We start from the raw sequence: 19,206 nt of genomic DNA on the forward strand, positions 1-19,206 counted from the left end.
AGCTCCATGTAAGAAGACAAGCGGGCCGGTGTGGCAATGGCTTGTTGGAGCCCGGCGGTCCCCTGGGGTTCCCGCTGGGCGCAAGGCTGACCGCTAAAAGCCGTCAATCCCCGCATCACGTAATGTTTCACTCAAGGCCAGGACCTGCGGATCGCGGAAAAAGGCGTTCAGTTGCGCCGCGCGTCCCGGACCGATACCGGTCTCGGCCCGCCATTGTTCGATGTCTCGCTGCGCCAGTGCCTGCCATGAGTTGCCGAGGTGCACCTGACCTGTCGGCGGCAATCCCAGGGCTTTCAGCCAGTGCGCGAACGAGCGTTGCCGGGCTAGGTTGAAGCTGTCTGCAAGGCGAGCCGCGCTGCGCTCGCCGAAACCGTCAATGGTAGCAAGCTCTTGAGCATCGAGGGTCAACCAATCCAGCAGACCGTTCAGGCGACCTGTTGCAAGAAGTTTTTCCCAAGTGCCCGGACCCACATTGGGCAGCGCCAGACACTGTTTGCTGCTGAGCCAGGTCAGGCGCGCGAGAAACTGGCTCTCACAGCCCGGAGTCGGTCGCCAGCAACTCAATGAATTAAAGTCCTCTGCCAGCGGCACGTTCAACTCGGCGCGTGCGCTGCTGCGTAATACAACGCTATCGAGCCTGGGAATGGTCAGCCCGGCCAGGCTGATGGCGACCTGGTCACCCGGACGTATGTCCAGCGCCTGCCAGCGTTGCAGCGAGCTAACGCTGACGTGTTTGATCTGCCGGTCATCGAGCATCACCGGGGTCAGTTCAAGTACCGGAGTGATCCGCCCGGTCCGGCCGATCCTGAAATGAACCCGGCGGACTTCGGCCAGCGCCTGGGCAAAGGGGTATTTCCAGGCGATGGCCCAGTAAGGTGACCTGGCCTGCCAGCGTTCGGCGGCCGGGCGCTGGTTCTGGCGCAGGACGATGCCGTCGCTGGCAAAGGGCAGGGGGGAGCGATACCAGTGTTCGCGCCAGCGTTCGGCATTGGTGACGGAGGTGATTGGCTGGCTGTATGCCGTGGTACTCGGGAAGCCCAGCGCGGTCAGCGCCGCGGCACGCGCGGGTACGCTCGCCGGCCCTTGGGGCCAGTCCCAGACAAACAGGTCGATGCCGGCGGCCTGTTCGGCGCTCAAGACCTTGCGTGCCATCAGGCCGGCCACCGAGGCACGAGCATTGAGGCTGCCGGCCTGGGCCTGCACGTGATCGGTCAGGCGCCAATACAGTTCGCCTTGCACGATCACGTCCCGGGCCTGCGACAGCCGTTGCGGGATGGCCGGAATCTGCCGTGCCGGAGCCGTCCAGTCCTGACCGCTTTCGCCGTCACCACGGCTGATTGCCTGGGCCAACAGACCGTTGCGGTAAACCAGGGTCACCGCCACGCCATCGATTTTAGGCTGGACCCAGACGTCCACCCGGTCACGCAGCCAGTTTTCCACGGCGGGACGATCATGCAGTTTGTCCAGACCGGTGTGGGCGATGGGGTGGGGCAGCGTGCCGCGCGCAGTGCGCAAGGGGTCTGCGGACGGGCTCAGGTTGAAGCAGTGGCGCCATTGCGTAAGTTGCGAGCGGGACTGGTCGTAGAGCTCATCGGCGACCAGTGAGCGTCCCTGGCGGTGATAGCTGTCGTCCCAGAAGTCGATTTGCTGTTGCTGTTTGTTGACTTCGTTCAGGGCGCGTTCGGATGGCCAGTCCGGGCACTCGGTGGCATTGGCGGTCAGGTGGGCAAAGGTCAGTAGAAAGGCGAAAAACAGGCGCAGGTCGGGAAGCATCTTGAGCGTCCTTGCTCGGTGAGGTGCGTGAAGGCTAGGTCAGTATGGGGTGGCGCGCAGAGGGGGTATTTTGCCGGGTATGTCCGGTGGCTGTGCTGGCCTCTTCGTCGGAACGCCGCCCGGAGCAGGCTCGCTCCCACAGGGATTTGCGTTTGCCCACAGATATCAGTCACGCCAAAGATCAACTGTGGGAGCGAACCTGCTCGCGAAGAGGCCATACGGTCTCAAGCGCAAGGCAATAAAAAGCCCCGCAGGGCGCGAACCGTGCGGGGCTTCGGGTGTTGCGGGGAAATCTTACAGGCCGGCAGCAGAACGCAGAGCGTCGGCGCGGTCGGTTTTTTCCCAGGTGAACGTGGTGAAGGTGTCTTCGCCAACGGTCTTGGTTGCCGGGGTACGACCGAAGTGGCCGTACGCAGCGGTTTCCTGATACATCGGGTGCAGCAGGTCGAGCATGGTGGTGATCGCGTATGGACGCAGGTCGAACACTTCGCGGACCAGTTTGACGATCTTGTCATCGCTGATCTTGCCGGTGCCGAAGGTGTTCAGCGAGATCGAAGTCGGTTGAGCAACACCGATCGCGTAGGAAACCTGAATTTCGCAACGCTCGGCCAGGCCGGCAGCAACGATGTTCTTGGCCACGTAACGACCGGCGTAGGCTGCCGAACGGTCAACCTTCGATGGATCTTTACCGGAGAACGCGCCACCGCCGTGACGGGCCATGCCGCCGTAGSTGTCGACGATGATCTTGCGRCCGGTCAGGCCGCAGTCACCCACCGGGCCGCCGATGATGAACTGGCCGGTCGGGTTGATGTGGAACTGGGTGTCCTTGCTCAGCAGTTCGGCAGGCAGCACGTGCTTGACGATCAACTCCATCACGCCTTCGCGCAGGTCGTTGTACGACACTTCAGGGTTGTGCTGGGTCGACAGGACAACGGCGTCGATGCCGACAACCTTGCCGTTTTCGTAGCGGCAGGTCACTTGCGACTTGGCGTCCGGACGCAGCCAAGGCAGCAGGCCGGATTTGCGGGCTTCGGCCTGGCGCTGCACCAGCTGGTGCGAGAAGGTGATCGGCGCAGGCATCAGCACGTCGGTTTCGTTGCTGGCGTAGCCGAACATCAGGCCCTGGTCGCCGGCACCCTGATCTTCAGGCTTGGCACGGTCGACACCCTGGTTGATGTCAGGGGACTGCTTGCCGATGATGTTCATCACGCCGCAGGTCGCACCGTCGAAGCCGACGTTGGAGCTGGTGTAGCCGATGTCGGTGATCACGTCACGAACGATCTGTTCCAGGTCGACCCAGGCCGAGGTGGTGACTTCGCCAGCGATGATGGCCACGCCCGTTTTCACCAGAGTCTCGCACGCCACACGGGCGAACTTGTCTTCAGCAATGATGGCGTCCAGCACCGCATCAGAAATCTGGTCGGCGATTTTGTCCGGATGCCCTTCAGACACGGACTCGGAGGTGAAAAGGGAGTATTCGCTCATCTCGATGTTTTCCTGAAATTACCGATGGTGAGTGTCGCCAGCCGGCCGCTGAAAATGGCGGACCTGGATCTGGAAACCATTACGTAAGCCTACATAGAGGCTTTCCCCGGGAACGAGTCCCGCAGCGGTGGCCCAACGGGCCAGATCGTCCTGTTCAAACCCCAACCAGAGATCACCGCAGGCCTCCTTGGCCCAACTCTGGTTGTGGCTACATAACTCTGTCACTAACAGGCTACCGCCTGGTTGCAGCAAATTGGCCATGTGCTTGAGCGCATCGGCCGGCGCGGCAAAATGGTGCAGCACCATGTTCAGTACCACGCAATCGGCCTTGAGGCTGACGCCGTTCAATGCATCGGCCAGTTGCAGGCTAACGTTAGTCAGCTTGTCGCGTTCGCAGACCTGACGCGCCAGTTCGAGCATCGCGGTGCTGTTATCCAGCGCCGTGACTTGCAAGAAGCGGCGCGCCAGTTCCGGCAGGAATGCGCCATCGCCGGGGCCGACTTCAATGGCCGTGGCGTCTTTGTCGAAGCTCAACTTGTCGAGCAGGGCCACCACGCTTTCGCGGTATTGCGGCAGGCCGGCGATCAAGTCTTGCTGGGCGCGAAACTTCTCCGCTACCCGAGAGAAAAAGTCCTGGCTGGCGGCCGCCCGTTGCCCATGGACCTGGGCGATGCGCGACTGTACGTCGGTCGGCAGCGTCAGGTTGTCCACTTCTTCGAGCAGGGCGGCGTGCAATTTGCCGCCCGGCAGTTCGGTGTGGGGCAGGGCGCGACGGTAGAAAATCGCGTTGCCTTCGCGGCGCGTTGCCACCAGGCCGGCCTGGGCCAGTACCTTGAGGTGGTGGCTCATGCCTGACTGGCCGATGCCGAAGATCTGCGCCAGTTCCAGCACACCGAACGAGTCATTGGCCAGTGCGCGCAAAACATTCAACCGCAGGGGATCGCCGCCAGCCTTGCACAAGGCCGCCAGTTCATCGCAATCGTCATGTTGAATGGAGGGCACGCGTAAGTTCATAAGGCCGGCAGTCTAGTCACGAGCCGAAAGCATCGCAAGAGCAATATCAAAAAGTTTTGATATTGCTCGATAGATGGCACTTCTTGACGTTAGGTTCAGTCAACAAAGCCAGAGCAGAAAGGTTTCATCACGTTAATACGTCGTTATCCATTGGAAAAACGCCTCCAGATGACTATCTGTCATTGCCCCGAGGCGGCCCGGTGAGGGAAAATGCTCGCCTTTTTTCCGATTCGTTTTATTCAAGCCCCCAGGAGAACAGCGATGCCTAGCCGTCGTGAGCGTGCCAACGCCATTCGTGCCCTCAGCATGGATGCCGTGCAAAAAGCCAACAGCGGCCATCCCGGTGCCCCGATGGGTATGGCGGATATCGCCGAGGTACTTTGGCGCGACTACCTCAAGCACAACCCGAGCAATCCATCGTTCGCCGACCGTGACCGCTTCGTGCTGTCCAACGGCCACGGCTCGATGTTGATCTACTCGCTGCTGCACCTGACCGGCTATGACCTGTCGATCGACGACCTGAAGCAGTTCCGTCAACTGCACAGCCGCACCCCGGGCCACCCGGAACTCGGCTACACCCCGGGCGTTGAAACCACCACCGGTCCACTGGGCCAGGGCCTGGCCAACGCCGTGGGTTTTGCCCTGGCTGAAAAAGTCATGGCGGCACAATTCAACCGTCCTGGTCACAACATCGTCGACCACCACACCTACGTATTCCTGGGTGATGGCTGCATGATGGAAGGCATTTCCCACGAAGTCGCTTCCCTGGCCGGTACCCTGGGCCTGGGCAAACTGATCGCCTTCTACGATGACAACGGCATCTCCATCGATGGCGAAGTCGAAGGCTGGTTCACCGACGACACGCCGAAGCGCTTTGAGTCCTACAACTGGCAAGTGATCCGTAATGTCGACGGTCACGACCCGGAAGAGATCAAGACTGCGATCGACACTGCACGCAAAAGCGAGCAGCCAACCCTGATCTGCTGCAAGACCACCATCGGTTTCGGTTCGCCGAACAAGCAAGGCAAGGAAGATTGCCACGGCGCCCCGCTGGGTGACGCGGAAATCGCCCTGACCCGTGCGGCGCTGAAGTGGAATCACGGCCCGTTCGAAATCCCGGCCGACATCTACGCCGAGTGGGACGCCAAGGAAACCGGCCGCGCCGTGGAAGCCGAGTGGGATCAGCGTTTCGCTGCCTACTCTGCCGCTTTCCCGACCGAAGCCAACGAATTGGTGCGTCGTCTGAGCGGTGACCTGCCAGCTGACTTCTCGGAAAAAGCCTCGGCCTACATCGCCGAAGTGGCGGCCAAGGGCGAAACCATCGCCAGCCGTAAAGCCAGCCAGAATGCCCTGAACGCGTTCGGCCCGTTGCTGCCTGAGTTCCTCGGCGGTTCGGCTGACCTGGCCGGTTCCAATCTGACCCTGTGGAAAGGTTGCAAAGGCGTCACCGCCGAAGACGCCAGCGGCAACTACATGTACTACGGCGTGCGCGAGTTCGGCATGACCGCGATCATGAACGGCGTAGCCCTGCACGGCGGCCTGGTGCCTTACGGCGCGACCTTCCTGATGTTCATGGAATACGCCCGTAACGCGGTACGCATGTCGGCCCTGATGAAGCAGCGCGTGATCCACGTCTACACCCACGACTCCATCGGTCTGGGCGAAGACGGCCCGACTCACCAGCCAATCGAGCAACTGGCCAGCCTGCGCTGCACGCCGAACCTCGATACCTGGCGTCCAGCCGACGCCGTTGAATCGGCGGTGAGCTGGAAGTACGCACTGGAGCGCAAGGACGGTCCTTCGGCTCTGATCTTCTCCCGTCAGAACCTGCAGCACCAGACCCGCAGCGCTCTGCAGATCGCCGACATCAGCCGTGGCGGCTACGTGTTGAAGGACTGCTCAGGCGAGCCTGAGCTGATCCTGATCGCCACCGGTTCGGAAGTCGGCCTGGCCGTTCAGGCCTTCGACAAACTGACCGAGCAGGGCCGTAAGGTTCGCGTGGTTTCCATGCCTTGCACCAGCGTGTTCGATGCCCAGGACGCCGGCTACAAGCAAGCGGTCCTGCCGTTGCAGGTCAGCGCGCGTATCGCCATCGAGGCTTCCCATGCCGACTACTGGTACAAGTACGTGGGCCTGGAAGGGCGTGTGATCGGCATGACCACCTACGGCGAGTCGGCGCCTGCGCCAGCCTTGTTCGAAGAGTTCGGCTTCACCCTGGAAAACATCCTGGGTCAGGCTGAAGAGCTGCTGGAAGACTAAGCATGACGCGGTGGTTTCCGGACCACCGCGATCCCTTGTAGGAGCGAGCATGCTCGCGATGGTCGTTAACGATAACGCTGGGTGCCTGAATGCCCGCGTTGTCCGGGCCACCATCGCGAGCATGCTCGCTCCTACAGGGTTTGCGTTGTTAACTAGATTTCGATCTGCCTGCGTCTATCGAGAACCCCATGCCTCAACCGCGTCCCTACAAAGTTGCACTCAACGGCTACGGCCGGATTGGTCGTTGCGTCTTGCGTGCGTTGTTCGAGCGAGGCGACAAGGCCGGGTTCGAGATTGTCGCGATCAACGATCTGGCGGACATGGCCAGCATCGAATACCTGACACGCTTTGACTCCACCCACGGGCGTTTTCCCGGCGAAGTGAAGATCGACGGCGATTGTCTGCATATCAATGGCGACTGCGTGAAGGTCCTGCGCAGTGCCACCCCCGAAGGCATCGATTGGGCGTCCCTGGGCGTCGATCTGGTGCTGGAGTGCTCCGGCGCTTATCACACTCGCGAAGACGGCCAGCGTTTCCTCGACGCCGGCGCCCCGCGTGTGCTGTTTTCCCAGCCGATGGCCAGCGAGACCGATGTCGACGCCACCATCGTCTACGGCGTGAACCAGGATTGCCTGACCGGCGACGAACTGCTGGTGTCCAACGCGTCTTGCACCACCAACTGCGGTGTGCCGCTGTTGCGCCTGCTGAATCAGGCCATTGGCCTGGACTACGTGTCGATCACCACCATTCACTCGGCCATGAACGATCAGCCGGTCATCGATGCCTATCACCACGAAGACCTGCGCCGCACCCGTTCGGCGTTCCAGTCGGTGATTCCGGTGTCCACCGGTCTGGCGCGTGGTATCGAACGCCTGCTGCCGGAACTTGCCGGCCGAATTCAGGCCAAAGCCGTGCGGGTGCCGACGGTCAACGTGTCCTGCCTCGATATCACGATGCAGACCGCCACTGCGACCGACGCCACCGAGGTCAACCGGATTCTGCGCGAAGCCGCCACCAGCGGCCCGCTCAAAGGCCTGCTGGCCTATACCGAGTTGCCTCACGCAAGCTGTGATTTCAACCATGACCCACATTCGGCGATCGTCGATGCCAGTCAGACCCGCGTTTCCGGCCCACGGCTGGTGAACATCCTGGCCTGGTTCGACAACGAATGGGGTTTTGCCAACCGAATGCTGGACGTTGCAGAGCACTATCTGCAAACAGCGACTTCAAAAAAACCTGCTCTTTAAGATCAGCTACTCAGGAAATGCGACCCATGACCGTGTTGAAGATGTCCGACCTCGATCTGCAAGGTAAGCGCGTATTGATCCGCGAAGACCTCAACGTCCCAGTCAAGGACGGTGTTGTCACCAGCGATGCGCGTATCCTGGCCTCGCTGCCGACCATCAAGCTGGCCCTGGAAAAAGGCGCGGCCGTGATGGTCTGCTCGCACCTTGGCCGTCCGACCGAAGGCGAGTTCTCGGCCGAGAACAGCCTCAAGCCAGTCGCCGACTACCTGAGCCGCGCTCTGGGCCGTGAAGTGCCGCTGGTGGCCGATTACCTGGGCGGCGTTGACGTCAAGGCCGGCGACATCGTGCTGTTCGAAAACGTGCGTTTCAACAAAGGCGAGAAAAAGAACGCTGACGAACTGGCCCAGCAATACGCTGCCCTGTGTGACGTGTTCGTGATGGACGCCTTCGGCACCGCTCACCGTGCCGAGGGTTCGACCCACGGCGTGGCCAAGTTCGCCAAGGTTGCTGCGGCAGGTCCATTGCTGGCCGCTGAACTGGATGCGCTGGGCAAGGCCCTGGGCGCTCCGGCCCAGCCGATGGCGGCCATTGTTGCCGGCTCCAAGGTGTCGACCAAACTCGACGTGCTGAACAGCCTGAGCCAGATCTGCAACCAGTTGATCGTTGGTGGCGGCATCGCCAACACCTTCCTGGCCGCTGCCGGTCATCCAGTCGGCAAGTCGCTGTACGAGCCGGATCTGCTGGATACCGCTCGCGCCATCGCCGCCAAGGTCAGCGTACCGCTGCCAGTGGACGTGGTGGTTGCCAAGGAGTTCGCTGAAAGCGCCGCTGCGACCGTCAAGCTGATCGCTGACGTCGCTGCCGACGACATGATCCTGGACATCGGCCCGCAGACCGCGGCGAATTTCGCCGAGCTGCTGAAGTCGTCCAAGACTATCCTGTGGAACGGCCCGGTCGGCGTGTTCGAGTTCGATCAGTTCGGTAATGGCACCAAAGTGTTGGCTCAGGCTATTGCGGACAGCGCTGCGTTCTCCATCGCTGGCGGCGGCGACACCCTGGCGGCCATCGACAAATATGGCGTTGCCGAGCAAATCTCCTACATTTCTACCGGTGGCGGCGCGTTTCTCGAATTCGTCGAAGGCAAGGTTCTGCCAGCCGTTGAAGTCCTGGAAAGCCGGGCCAAGGCCTGAGGGTCGCCCGTTTGACCAGGCAAGGGAGTGTTTACATGGTCAAGACGTTAGCGCTGTTGATCGTCGCGGGTTCACTGGTGGCGTGCGGGAGTAACCCGAAGGCCACACCGGAACCTGCGCCGTCCGAGTCGGAAAAAGGCTGCTACCAGGCTGACTGGCAGGCCGAAACCAACCCGGTGCTCAACAAGCGCGCAGGTCCCGAGGGTCTGGACAAATACGAGACCCAGGCACCCGCCAAGGAACATGGCTGCCCTTGACGGGTCTGACTCTTTACTCAGGGCTGGCAGCGTGCGCCGTCAGCCGAGGGACACGGATGAAAGGTTTTATCGCAGTTGCGGCATTGGCGTTGTTGGCCGGTTGTGCTCAGTTGAACCTGTTCCATTCGTCCGCGCCTGTGGATAACTGGACCACCTGGACCTGCGACAGCCAGGCCAAAGTGCTGTGGCGCTACACCGATGACAGCCTTAGGGAAGTCGACGTGCGCCTGGGCGGTGCCGATCAGGTCTACCGCTTGAAGCAGGAACCGGGTGCGTCGGGTTCGCTGTACAGCAATGACATGCTGGCGTTTCACATAAAAGGTGAGGAAGGCCTGGTTTACTGGGTCGCCACCAATGATTTGATTGGCCGTGGCTGTCACCTGTAGGAGCGAGCATGCTCGCGATGGTCGTTAACGATAACGCTGGGGGCCTGAATGCCCGCGTTGTCTGGTCTACCATCGCGAGCAGGCTCGCTCCTACAGGGGGGGCAGCTACCAGATGCAACACCAAATCCGCAGTCCGGGCCAACCCCCGATCTGCAAAAACTTGAATAGCCGCCGCCGCTACGGCAGGCTGGCACGATTAACGACCCTCAACCGGGAGAGATATACACAATGGCACTTATCAGCATGCGCCAGATGCTGGACCACGCAGCCGAGTTCGGCTACGGCGTTCCAGCCTTCAACGTCAACAACCTTGAGCAGATGCGCGCCATCATGGAAGCCGCTGACAAGACTGACTCCCCGGTGATCGTCCAGGCTTCGGCCGGTGCTCGCAAATACGCCGGCGCACCGTTCCTGCGTCACCTGATCCTGGCAGCCATCGAAGAATTCCCGCACATCCCGGTGTGCATGCACCAGGACCACGGCACCAGCCCTGACGTCTGCCAGCGCTCCATTCAACTGGGCTTCAGCTCGGTGATGATGGACGGTTCCCTGGGCGAAGACGGCAAGACCCCGACCGACTACGACTACAACGTGCGTGTGACCCAACAAACCGTGGCCATGGCTCACGCCTGCGGCGTTTCGGTAGAAGGCGAGCTGGGCTGCCTGGGTTCGCTGGAAACCGGCATGGCCGGTGAAGAAGACGGCATCGGCGCCGAAGGCGTTCTGGATCACAGCCAGATGCTGACCGACCCGGAAGAAGCCGCCGACTTCGTAAAACGCACTCAGGTTGATGCCCTGGCCATCGCCATCGGCACCAGCCACGGCGCCTACAAGTTCACCAAGCCGCCTACCGGCGACGTGCTGGCCATCGACCGCATCAAGGAAATCCACAAGCGCATTCCGAACACTCACCTGGTGATGCACGGTTCGTCTTCGGTTCCGCAAGAGTGGCTGGCGATCATCAACCAGTACGGCGGCGACATCAAGGAAACCTACGGCGTACCGGTTGAAGAAATCGTCGAAGGTATCAAGCACGGCGTGCGCAAGGTCAACATCGACACCGACCTGCGTCTGGCATCCACTGGCGCAATGCGTCGCCTGATGGCCACCAACCCGAGCGAGTTCGACCCGCGTAAATTCTTCGGCGCCACCGTGACCGCCATGCGCGATGTGTGTATTGCTCGCTACGAAGCCTTCGGTACTGCCGGCAACGCTTCGAAGATCAAGGCGATCTCGCTGGAAGGCATGTATCAGCGTTACCTGAAAGGTGAGTTGAACGCCAAGGTCAACTAAGACCGTCAGCGTTTTAGTCGCATGAAAAACCCGCAGAAATGCGGGTTTTTTGTGAGCGCAAGATCAAAAGATCGTCCGAACGCGGCCCGAGCCTTCGGCAGCTCCTACGGGTGTACACAATTTCCTGTAGGAGCTGCCGAAGGCTGCGATCTTTTCAACGGTAAATACTATTGATTGTGATCGATATCCAGCTTGCTGAACGTCACTTCCCCGCCTTCGCTTGTGTACCCCGTGTTGTCCTGCACATAGACGCCGGCCTTGAAGTACAGCGGTTTATCACGCCACATCGCGCTGATATCGGTATTCCACTGATAGCCCGCCGCACTGATGCCCAATGCACCGCCGGGGCTGAGGTGGATGAGGTAGGAGAATTCCTGATTGAGTTTCACGCCGGTGGCGATGGTGATGACTCGGGGGGTGTCGTCGGGGTGCATGCGGACTTTGGCGACGATGTTGCCGGTTGAACTGTCGGTTTTGTATTGATACTCGACCTTCACCATGGGCTTCTGGCTGTTATAGGCGTGGATCTGGCCAATGACGATCTTGCCCGAGCTGGGTACCTGGCTGACCGAAAGGGTCGCATGCAGGGAATTGTCAGCGTCGGGGTAGTACCAGTTTTTCAACGTGCCGTTGCTGTAGGTTTCACGCAATTCGGTGCGTGGATAAATCGCGTTTTCGGTACGGGAGCCGGTCACGGGCGCCCAGAAAAACAATGTGCCGGTGTCGGAGTGGAAGTATTGATCCTTGAAACCATCCACCAGTTTGGCGGTTTCGACGGTGTACGGCGGGTTGYCAACGGGAACGCTGAGGTTCCAGCTTGCGAGATCGATCATGTCGGTTCTTCCACTCGATTCATGCTGAACGGGCGTGCCAGAAGCTCTAGACCGCACCTTTGTGGCGGCCTTTATAAGCGTAGCGGGATATTTTGTTAACGCTTGTCTGACGGGTGGTTGACGTCAACAACCTGTCGAAATGCCATCTTCCTGGTTTTCATGGAGCTGAACAATCGACCGTTAGTCGGTAAAAGACACAATGATTATATGATGGCTTACTGACACCTTCTGCTTTTGCAGAACCGGGTCTAGAGTGATGGCACCGTATTTGTCCGGTTTTCACGAGAAGCCGGCCTGACACCCCGCAATTAGAGAGGCAGCATGGAATGCGCGCAACCCACGCCAGTAGAAGGCGGCTCAACCCTTTTAGTCGTCGATGATTACCCTGAAAACCTGATCAGCATGCGTGCGTTGTTACAGCGCCAGGGCTGGCGGGTCATGACTGCCGCCTCAGGTTTCGAGGCCCTCGGCTTGTTGCTTGAACACGATATCGACCTGGTGCTGCTGGACGTACAGATGCCGGGCATGGACGGTTATGAAGTGGCGCGCCTGATGCGCGGTAGCCAGCGGACCCGTTTCACGCCGATCATTTTCCTGACCGCCAACGAACAGTCCCAGGACGCGGTGATCAAGGGCTATGCCAGTGGTGCGGTGGATTTCCTGTTCAAGCCGTTCGACCCACAGATCTTCACGCCCAAGGTCCAGGCGTTGCTCGAACACCAGCGTAACCGCCGGGCCTTGCAGCGCTTGAGTCATGATCTGGAATCCGCTCGTGCCTTTAATGCGTCGGTGCTGGATAACGCTGCCGAAGGCATTCTGGTATTGGGTGAGGACGGTCTGATTCGTTTTGCCAATCCGGCGATGTCGCGGCTGCTCAATGCCACGGTGCAGGAACTGCAAGGCAAGGAGTTTCTGGACTACCTGCAAAAACCGCATATCCCGATCTGGGCCGATTCCGAGTTGCTGGCCGGATATAAACGCGGCGAAACCCTGCGCCTGCACGATGCCCTGCTACGTACGGCGCCCGGCCAGCAGGTGCCGGTGGCCTTGTCCTGCGCGCCGTTGCCTGCCGAGCAGCATGCGATGGTGGTCACCGTGCTGGACATGTCGGTGGTGCGCCATCTGCATCAGCAACTGGAATTTCAGGCGGTCACCGATCCGCTGACCGGATTGCTCAACCGCCGGGGTTTCTACCAGACCGTCGAGAACCTGCTGTTGCGCGGTGAGCGTTCCGACAGTTCCTGGGTCTTGATGTACCTGGACCTCGACGGCTTCAAACGAGTCAATGATTCGCTCGGGCATGATGCCGGCGATCGAGTGCTGCGCTGGGTATCCGAACAGTTGAGGGCCTGCCTGCGGCCCTTCGACATTCTGGCGCGGATGGGCGGCGACGAATTCACCGCGCTGCTGGATCTGGAGTTCCCCGAGCAAGCGGCGAAGATTGCCGAGAAGCTCATCGAGCGAGTGTCGATCTGTCAGCAGATCGACGGCCTCGATATCGCCCTGGGTGCCAGTATCGGCATCGCCACGTTCCCGGATTGTGGTGCCAATCTCGACGGGATGCTGCGGGCGGCCGACATCGCCATGTACGAAGCCAAGCGTGCCGGTCGCCAGCAATATCGCTTCTACGATCACGAAATGAACGGCCGGGCGCGCTCGCGGCTGATGCTGGAAGAAAGTGTGCGAAGCGCCATTGAGAATCGGGATTTCAATCTGGTGTATCAGCCTCAGGTGGCGATTGCCGACGGGCGGATTCGTGGCTTCGAGGCCTTGTTGCGCTGGCAGCATCCGAGCGTTGGCGATGTACCCCCGGGGCTGTTTTTGCCATTGCTGGAGGAGGCGCGGCTGATCAGTCGTCTGGGCAGCTGGATCTACCATCGCGTTGCCGGGCAACGCAAAGCCTGGGAGTCCCTGTTTGCCGAGGACCTGGTGCTCGGCGTCAGTTTGAGCAGTACGCAGTTCGGCGTGCCCAACCTGGTCACTGAGTTGCGTCAGGTGCTTGAACGCCATGGCTTGCAACCACGTTATCTGGAAGTCGAGGTCACGGAAGAGGCCTTGATGCATAACCCCGAAGAAACCCGCAAGCAATTGCGCCTGCTGCACAATCTGGGCGTACGAGTGGCACTGGATGACTTCGGGGCTGGACCGTGCTCCCTGTCGCACTTGCGCGACCTGGAGCTGGATACCCTCAAGCTCGACCGGCATTTGATCGCCCGGTTGCCGGAGTCGGTACGGGATGCGGCGCTGGTGCGCAGTGTGATCGAACTGTGCAAACAGTTCGGGATGCTGGTGATTGCCGAAGGGGTGGAAACCGTCGCGCAGTATGAATGGCTGCAGGCCAACGGCTGTGAATATGTGCAAGGCTTTCTGGTGGCCCGGCCGATGATGGCCGAAGACACCGGGGTCTTTGTCCAGCCGTTTGACTGGAGCGCGCTGTTCCGCTGAATTCGCTACACTGGCGACCTTTTAGTGACGTGTATTGCCGCCCCGATGACCGTGTTGAAATATCTCCAGGCTTATCCCGCTACCTTGCAGGATCAGGTGCGCCAGCTGATCGCCGACGGTCGGCTGGGCGATTACCTGAGCCAGCGTTACCCGCAAAAGCATGGGGTGCAGAGCGACAAGGCGCTGTACACCTATGCCCTGGACCTCAAGCAGGAATACCTGCGTAATGCGCCGGCCATCGACAAGGTGCTGTTCGACAACCGCCTGGACCTGACTCATCGCGCGCTCGGCCTGCATACCACGATCTCCAGGGTGCAAGGCGGAAAACTCAAGTCCAAGAAGGAAATCCGCATCGCTTCGCTGTTCAAGGAAGCGCCTTGCGAGTTCCTGAAAATGATCGTGGTGCATGAGCTGGCGCACTTCAAGGAGTCGGACCACAACAAGGCCTTCTACAAACTGTGCGAGCACATGCTGCCGGGTTATCACCAGGTGGAATTTGATGTGCGGGTGTACCTGACGTGGCGGGATCTGTAGGAGCTGCCGCAGGCTGCGACCTTTTAAGGAGCATTGGATGGACGTGAGCAAGACCAAGAGCAGCTTCTACCGCCGGTTGTACGTGGCGTACCTGATCGACAGCGGGCTGGCCAGCAGTGTCCCGGCGCTGACCGAGGTCACCGGCATGCCCCGGCGCACGGCACAGGACACCATCGCGGCGCTGGCGGATCTGGATATCATTTGTGAGTTCGAGCAGGAAGAGGGTGCGCGCAACCATGCGGGGCGCTATCGGATTCGCGAGTGGGGGGCGATTGATCGTGGGTGGATCGAGCGTAATCTGCGGCAGATCAAGGCAGTGCTGGAGTATCCCTGAGATTTGCGGTGCCTGAACTGACGCCATCGCGAGCAGGCTCGCTCCCACAGTTGAATTGAGCTGTGAACACGATCCAGTGTGGGAGCGAGCCTGCTCGCGAAAGGGTCTTCAAGGACGACGCATCCCAATGTGTGGAATGCCATCTTCCACATATTCCTCACCTGCCACGACAAAACCATAACGCCCGTAATACCCCTGCAAATGCGCCTGGGCCGAGAGGTAGACCGGCAGGCCGGGCCAGTATTTCTCGATCTGTTTCAACGCCTGATCCATCAGCTCATGCCCCAGGCCTGCACCGCGTGCCTGCGGGGCAATGATCACCCGCCCGATCACTACATCGCCGCCCTGTGATTGCGGGTCGAGCAGGCGCAGGTAGGCCACCAGCCGGTTACCGTCCCAGGCCATCACGTGGCAGGTGTCGCCTTCCAGGTCCTGGCCATCAATATCCTGGTAAACGCATTTTTGTTCGACGACGAACACTTCTGCACGCAGCTGTAAAATGGCGTACAGCTGCTCCTTGCCCAGGTCGCTGTGGTGTTTGCAGATCCAATCGACTGTCATGTTTTGATTCCCTGAAAACGTCGTTCCGATACTAAGCGCAGTCACGCCAGAAGTCTTTATGGCGGAAGAATCTGTGACATAGGCCAAAATGCCATCATTCATTTCTCGCGCGGATGTCTTCTTTGTGTAATCTGGATCGAAGCGCTGTGCTGTGGCTTCGATGAGCTAATGTTTCGTACCCGGGTCTTGTCAGTACGAGGCCTTGGGGTTCTGGCTGAAAACACGTTGGGCAATCCGCCCGCTAAGGATTTTCTGGCATGCCGCGATTGCATCGAGCTTTTGCCTTGATTGGATTGCTGTTGCTGGTTCAGGGAGCAGCGGCAGAAAAACTGCGGTTGGTCGCTGATGCCTGGCCCCCCTTTACCGATTCCACGCTCGTCAACGGTGGTTTGGCCACGGATATTGTCAGTACCGCGCTCGCCAGGGCCGGCTATGCCAGTGAGTTTGAACAAGTGCCCTGGGCGCGGGCCTTGATGGGTGTGGGCGAGGGCCGCTACGACGTGCTGGTCAACGCCTGGTACAACGACGAACGTACAAAACTCGGCCAGTTTTCTGGCGAATACCTGCTCAATCGCGTACGGTTTCTCAAGCGTAAAGACGCGCCCATCGAGTTCAACGACCTGCAGCAATTGCACACATATCCGATTGCCATCGTGCGCGGTTACGCCTATTCGCCCGCGTTCGACAACGACGACTCATTGCAGAAAATCCCGGTGCACAGCTTCGCCATGGCAGTGCGCATGGTCGCGGCCGGCCGGGTCAAGCTGACGCTGGAAGATGAATTCGTCGCCCGCTACTACCTGGCCCGTGAGTCACCCAAACTGCGAAACGCCGTGGAGTTCCTGCCCAAGGCATTGAGCGAGAACAGCCTGCATATCATGGTCAGCCTGAAGAATCCCGAGCATGCACGGATCGTCACCGGTTTCGACCGGGAGATCGCGGCGATGAAGGCGGACGGGAGTTATGACAAGTTGATGAGGCAGCATGGGATGTAAGTGAGTTGATCCAGATTTTTTGCTGTTACTGATGGCCTCTTCGCGAGCAGGCTCGCTCCCACAGTAGATCTTCAGTCGACACAAGTTTTATGAACACCAGAGCCCCTGTGGGAGCGAGCCTGCTCGCGATGAGGCCCGCTCAGACACCACAGATCTCAATCCTCACTCGTATCCTTGATCAGATGCGCCGCCAACGTCCTCAGCGGGCCCAACTGCCGACAAATCAGCGCCAGTTGCGTCTGCACCAACCGCTGCCCCTCATCGATTTCATCGGGCATCTGTTCCAGCTCATTGGCCAGAGCTTCTTCCTCATCGCTTTGAATCGCAATTGAGGATTTGCTCGCCAGCCCATGGGCGATTTCGTCGATGCTCGCAGCCAGTTTCACCCCGGCTCCGTCGATCAAATGTTCATGCACGTCCGCCGGCAGTTGGGTTTCCCGGTGTGCGCCCAGGCCTGACAGATAGCTCAGTAGCGTGTGCGACAGCACCAGGAAGCGGAATCCGACATCCGCTTCCTTACGGAAATGCCCAGGCTCCATCAGCATATTGGCCAGTGTGGTCGACAGCGCCGCGTCGGCGTTGTGCGCATTACGGCGGGCCAGGCGGTAAGCCAGGTCGTCGCTTTTGCCCGCAGCGTATTGCTGCATGATCTGACGCAAGTAAATGCTGTTGCAGGCCAGGGTGTTGGCCAGCACTTTGTTCAGGCGTCGGCCCTGCCAGTCCGGCAGGAACAGGAACACCGCCAGCCCGGCGATCAGGCTGCCGAGCAAGGTATCGAACAACCGGGGCAGGAACAGTCCGTACCCGTCACCCACCTGGTTGAAGCAGAACAGCACCATCAGGGTGATCGCTGCCGTCGCCAGGGTGTAGCGGGTGGTGCGGTTGGTAAAGAACACCACTCCGGCGGCGATGGCGAAACACGACTGGATCAGCGGGTTCGGGAACAGGTCGAACAGCGCCCAGGCCAGGGTCAGGCCGATGGCGGTGCCGATGATCCGTTGACCGAGTTTGCGGCGGGTGGCGCCGTAGTTCGGTTGGCAGACGAACAGCGTCGTGAGGATGATCCAGTAGCCTTGGGACGGGTGAATCAAATGCACCATGGCATAGCCAATGCTCAAGGCCAGGGGCAATCGCAGGGCATGGCGGAACAGCAGCGAGGTTGGCGTCAGCTGCGTGCGCAAGCGAAGCCACACGTCCTTGAGGCTGCGCGGCGAACGGTCGAGCAAGCTGCTGTCGGTGGCGTCGGCCAGGGCGTCGGGGTTGCTGGCATCGCTGAGCAAGCGGTCGAGAGTGCCAAGGTTGGCAGCCAGTGCCCGTAGTGAACGCAGCAAGCCGCGCCAGGCCGGGTTGCTCTGGATGCGCAGGTGTTCGAGAGAAGCATCCAGGTCGCTCAGGGCCTCGGCGAAACTGGCGTCATAGGTGAACGGCTGGCGCATCTGGAACGATTCGGCCAGGGCCCGGCAGGCCTTGCCTTGCTGACGCAGCAGGCGTTGGCAGCGGAACAGCACGTCGCTGTGGAAAAACGCTTCTGCGAGTGCGTTGTACGGATAGTGTGAAGAGCTGGCGCGCTCGTGAATGTCCTGGGCGAGGAAGTACAGCTTCAGGTAGCGGCTGACTTTCGACCCCGGGCGACCGTTACCGACCCGGTGCAGGATGATTTCCTTGGCAGCGTTCAATGCCGCCACCACCCGACCGTTCTGCTGGGCCAGCTCCAGGCGCCGTGCTTCCACGTCCATTTGCCGGATCGGCTCGAACAGCAAGGATTTCAGCTTCAGGTAAAAGCCCAGTTCGCGGAACAGGCGCGCCAGGCTCTGCTGCACCGGCTGATTGGAAAACAGCGCCTGCCACAACACCGAGAGCAGACCATACCAGGCGGCACCGGCCACCAGCAGTACCGGCTCGTGCCAGACATCGATGACCGCGCCGCCGCGCTGGTCCACGCCGATCATGGTGTAGACCGACAGAATCAGTGTCGCCGAGGCAATCGCGCCATAGCGTTCGCCGAGGGCGCCGAGCATGGTCAGGCAGAAGGCGGCCAGGGCGAAGGCGATGATAAACAGCCAAGGGTAGGGGAAGAGCAGTTCGACGGACAGGGCGGCGACAGCGAAACACACCAGCGTCACGGCCAGCGCGTTGAGGCGGCCCTGCCAACTGTCGTCGGTTTCGGCCAGGGCACTGGCGATAATCCCCAGGAACAACGGGATCAGCAGGCCCATTTCATCCTGATACCAACACAGCGCCATGGTGCCGGTCAGGGCAATGAATACCCGCACGCTGTAGCTGAATTTATCCAGCGCCCAAAGGCGCCGCAGAGTCTGGCGGAACGAAGTCGATGACATGAAATGCGAAGGCCTTCCGAGGCAATGACGCTAAATTGAGCCACTAATGACGCCGACGCAATGGCGTCGATCACATCAGACAGCAAAATCTGTTCCTTGTCAGGCACTACAAACCCCTGTGGGAGCGAGCTTGCTCGCGATAGCGGCCTGTCAGTCAACATCTCTGTTGAATGTTATGGCCTCATCGCGAGCAAGCTCGCTCCCACAGGGATTGTGTGGATTTTTGAATCAGACGTACTGCGCAGCGGCGTAGCCCGAAGC

At 60.2% G+C, this 19,206-nt stretch carries 16 protein-coding genes; 10 read left to right on the top strand and 6 right to left on the bottom strand.

Annotation, left to right across the window (positions count from 1 at the left end; all coding sequences use genetic code 11):
- Nucleotides 1-93: 93 nt before the first annotated feature.
- The 3 genes from ligB to AC1DXW_RS02985 all read right to left on the bottom strand — a co-directional run bounded on the left by ligB (nucleotide 94) and on the right by AC1DXW_RS02985 (nucleotide 4,272).
- Complete coding sequence (ligB, locus tag AC1DXW_RS02975) at nucleotides 94-1,773, bottom strand: NAD-dependent DNA ligase LigB (protein WP_477752464.1); 1,680 nt, start codon at nucleotides 1,771-1,773, stop codon at nucleotides 94-96.
- 294 nt (nucleotides 1,774-2,067) lie between these two features.
- Nucleotides 2,068-3,258, bottom strand: coding sequence for a methionine adenosyltransferase (gene metK / locus AC1DXW_RS02980; protein ID WP_477759748.1), 1,191 nt, complete (start codon nucleotides 3,256-3,258; stop codon nucleotides 2,068-2,070).
- A gap of 18 nt (nucleotides 3,259-3,276) precedes the next feature.
- Nucleotides 3,277-4,272: an ArsR/SmtB family transcription factor gene (locus AC1DXW_RS02985; RefSeq protein ID WP_477752462.1), complete on the bottom strand. Its 996-nt coding sequence runs from the start codon at nucleotides 4,270-4,272 to the stop codon at nucleotides 3,277-3,279.
- Nucleotides 4,273-4,533: 261 nt separating this feature from the next.
- Between AC1DXW_RS02985 and tkt the strand changes: the two genes are divergently transcribed.
- From tkt to fba, 6 genes are all read left to right on the top strand, one after another.
- Nucleotides 4,534-6,531, top strand: coding sequence for a transketolase (gene tkt, locus AC1DXW_RS02990; RefSeq protein ID WP_477752461.1), 1,998 nt, complete (start codon nucleotides 4,534-4,536; stop codon nucleotides 6,529-6,531).
- 188 nt (nucleotides 6,532-6,719) lie between these two features.
- Nucleotides 6,720-7,778: an erythrose-4-phosphate dehydrogenase gene (epd, locus tag AC1DXW_RS02995; protein WP_477752460.1), complete on the top strand. Its 1,059-nt coding sequence runs from the start codon at nucleotides 6,720-6,722 to the stop codon at nucleotides 7,776-7,778.
- 26 nt (nucleotides 7,779-7,804) lie between these two features.
- Nucleotides 7,805-8,968: a phosphoglycerate kinase gene (locus tag AC1DXW_RS03000; protein WP_057712964.1), complete on the top strand. Its 1,164-nt coding sequence runs from the start codon at nucleotides 7,805-7,807 to the stop codon at nucleotides 8,966-8,968.
- Nucleotides 8,969-9,003: 35 nt separating this feature from the next.
- Complete coding sequence (locus AC1DXW_RS03005; protein ID WP_223456761.1) at nucleotides 9,004-9,225, top strand: hypothetical protein; 222 nt, start codon at nucleotides 9,004-9,006, stop codon at nucleotides 9,223-9,225.
- Nucleotides 9,226-9,281: 56 nt separating this feature from the next.
- Complete coding sequence (locus tag AC1DXW_RS03010) at nucleotides 9,282-9,611, top strand: MliC family protein (protein WP_218431171.1); 330 nt, start codon at nucleotides 9,282-9,284, stop codon at nucleotides 9,609-9,611.
- Between the two features lie 228 nt (nucleotides 9,612-9,839).
- Nucleotides 9,840-10,904, top strand: a complete 1,065-nt coding sequence (gene fba, locus AC1DXW_RS03015; RefSeq protein ID WP_007981624.1) for a class II fructose-bisphosphate aldolase — start codon at nucleotides 9,840-9,842, stop codon at nucleotides 10,902-10,904.
- A 167-nt stretch (nucleotides 10,905-11,071) separates the two neighbouring features.
- Here the strand turns inward: fba and AC1DXW_RS03020 are convergent, their stop codons facing one another.
- Entirely contained in the window at nucleotides 11,072-11,737 is a 666-nt protein-coding gene (locus tag AC1DXW_RS03020; protein WP_477759749.1) for a polysaccharide lyase family 7 protein, read from the bottom strand.
- Between the two features lie 321 nt (nucleotides 11,738-12,058).
- Here AC1DXW_RS03020 and AC1DXW_RS03025 point away from each other — a divergent pair, with 321 nt between their 5' ends.
- Genes AC1DXW_RS03025 through AC1DXW_RS03035 form a run of 3 tightly spaced genes read left to right on the top strand, consistent with a single transcriptional unit; the run spans nucleotide 12,059 to nucleotide 15,050 of the window.
- Nucleotides 12,059-14,182, top strand: a complete 2,124-nt coding sequence (locus AC1DXW_RS03025) for a putative bifunctional diguanylate cyclase/phosphodiesterase (RefSeq protein ID WP_477752458.1) — start codon at nucleotides 12,059-12,061, stop codon at nucleotides 14,180-14,182.
- 45 nt (nucleotides 14,183-14,227) lie between these two features.
- On the top strand, nucleotides 14,228-14,716 hold the full coding sequence (locus AC1DXW_RS03030; RefSeq protein ID WP_102699232.1) for a YgjP-like metallopeptidase domain-containing protein: 489 nt from the start codon (nucleotides 14,228-14,230) through the stop codon (nucleotides 14,714-14,716).
- Nucleotides 14,717-14,753: 37 nt separating this feature from the next.
- Nucleotides 14,754-15,050, top strand: a complete 297-nt coding sequence (locus AC1DXW_RS03035; RefSeq protein ID WP_090178776.1) for a winged helix-turn-helix domain-containing protein — start codon at nucleotides 14,754-14,756, stop codon at nucleotides 15,048-15,050.
- Nucleotides 15,051-15,158: 108 nt separating this feature from the next.
- Here AC1DXW_RS03035 and AC1DXW_RS03040 read toward each other — a convergent pair whose 3' ends face one another.
- On the bottom strand, nucleotides 15,159-15,611 hold the full coding sequence (locus tag AC1DXW_RS03040) for a GNAT family N-acetyltransferase (protein WP_477752457.1): 453 nt from the start codon (nucleotides 15,609-15,611) through the stop codon (nucleotides 15,159-15,161).
- Between the two features lie 257 nt (nucleotides 15,612-15,868).
- On the opposite strand from AC1DXW_RS03040, the gene AC1DXW_RS03045 reads away from it, so the two are divergent.
- Nucleotides 15,869-16,606, top strand: a complete 738-nt coding sequence (locus AC1DXW_RS03045) for a substrate-binding periplasmic protein (RefSeq protein WP_477752456.1) — start codon at nucleotides 15,869-15,871, stop codon at nucleotides 16,604-16,606.
- Nucleotides 16,607-16,761: 155 nt separating this feature from the next.
- On the opposite strand, the gene yccS is transcribed toward AC1DXW_RS03045, so the two are convergent.
- On the bottom strand, nucleotides 16,762-18,945 hold the full coding sequence (gene yccS, locus AC1DXW_RS03050; protein ID WP_477759750.1) for a YccS family putative transporter: 2,184 nt from the start codon (nucleotides 18,943-18,945) through the stop codon (nucleotides 16,762-16,764).
- Nucleotides 18,946-19,206: the final 261 nt, after the last annotated feature.

The sequence above is a fragment of the Pseudomonas sp. P4_C4 genome (assembly GCF_056402055.1).

Coding starts and splice junctions, on each gene's coding strand:
- AC1DXW_RS03000 (WP_057712964.1), top strand. CDS start 7,805: ATGACCGTGTTGAAGATGTCCGACCTCGATCTGCAAGGTAAGCGCGTA.
- AC1DXW_RS02985 (WP_477752462.1), bottom strand. CDS start 4,272: ATGAACTTACGCGTGCCCTCCATTCAACATGACGATTGCGATGAACTG.
- tkt (WP_477752461.1), top strand. CDS start 4,534: ATGCCTAGCCGTCGTGAGCGTGCCAACGCCATTCGTGCCCTCAGCATG.
- AC1DXW_RS03030 (WP_102699232.1), top strand. CDS start 14,228: ATGACCGTGTTGAAATATCTCCAGGCTTATCCCGCTACCTTGCAGGAT.
- AC1DXW_RS03045 (WP_477752456.1), top strand. CDS start 15,869: ATGCCGCGATTGCATCGAGCTTTTGCCTTGATTGGATTGCTGTTGCTG.
- AC1DXW_RS03040 (WP_477752457.1), bottom strand. CDS start 15,611: ATGACAGTCGATTGGATCTGCAAACACCACAGCGACCTGGGCAAGGAG.
- AC1DXW_RS03005 (WP_223456761.1), top strand. CDS start 9,004: ATGGTCAAGACGTTAGCGCTGTTGATCGTCGCGGGTTCACTGGTGGCG.
- yccS (WP_477759750.1), bottom strand. CDS start 18,945: ATGTCATCGACTTCGTTCCGCCAGACTCTGCGGCGCCTTTGGGCGCTG.
- AC1DXW_RS03035 (WP_090178776.1), top strand. CDS start 14,754: ATGGACGTGAGCAAGACCAAGAGCAGCTTCTACCGCCGGTTGTACGTG.
- AC1DXW_RS03010 (WP_218431171.1), top strand. CDS start 9,282: ATGAAAGGTTTTATCGCAGTTGCGGCATTGGCGTTGTTGGCCGGTTGT.
- ligB (WP_477752464.1), bottom strand. CDS start 1,773: ATGCTTCCCGACCTGCGCCTGTTTTTCGCCTTTCTACTGACCTTTGCC.
- epd (WP_477752460.1), top strand. CDS start 6,720: ATGCCTCAACCGCGTCCCTACAAAGTTGCACTCAACGGCTACGGCCGG.
- AC1DXW_RS03025 (WP_477752458.1), top strand. CDS start 12,059: ATGGAATGCGCGCAACCCACGCCAGTAGAAGGCGGCTCAACCCTTTTA.
- fba (WP_007981624.1), top strand. CDS start 9,840: ATGGCACTTATCAGCATGCGCCAGATGCTGGACCACGCAGCCGAGTTC.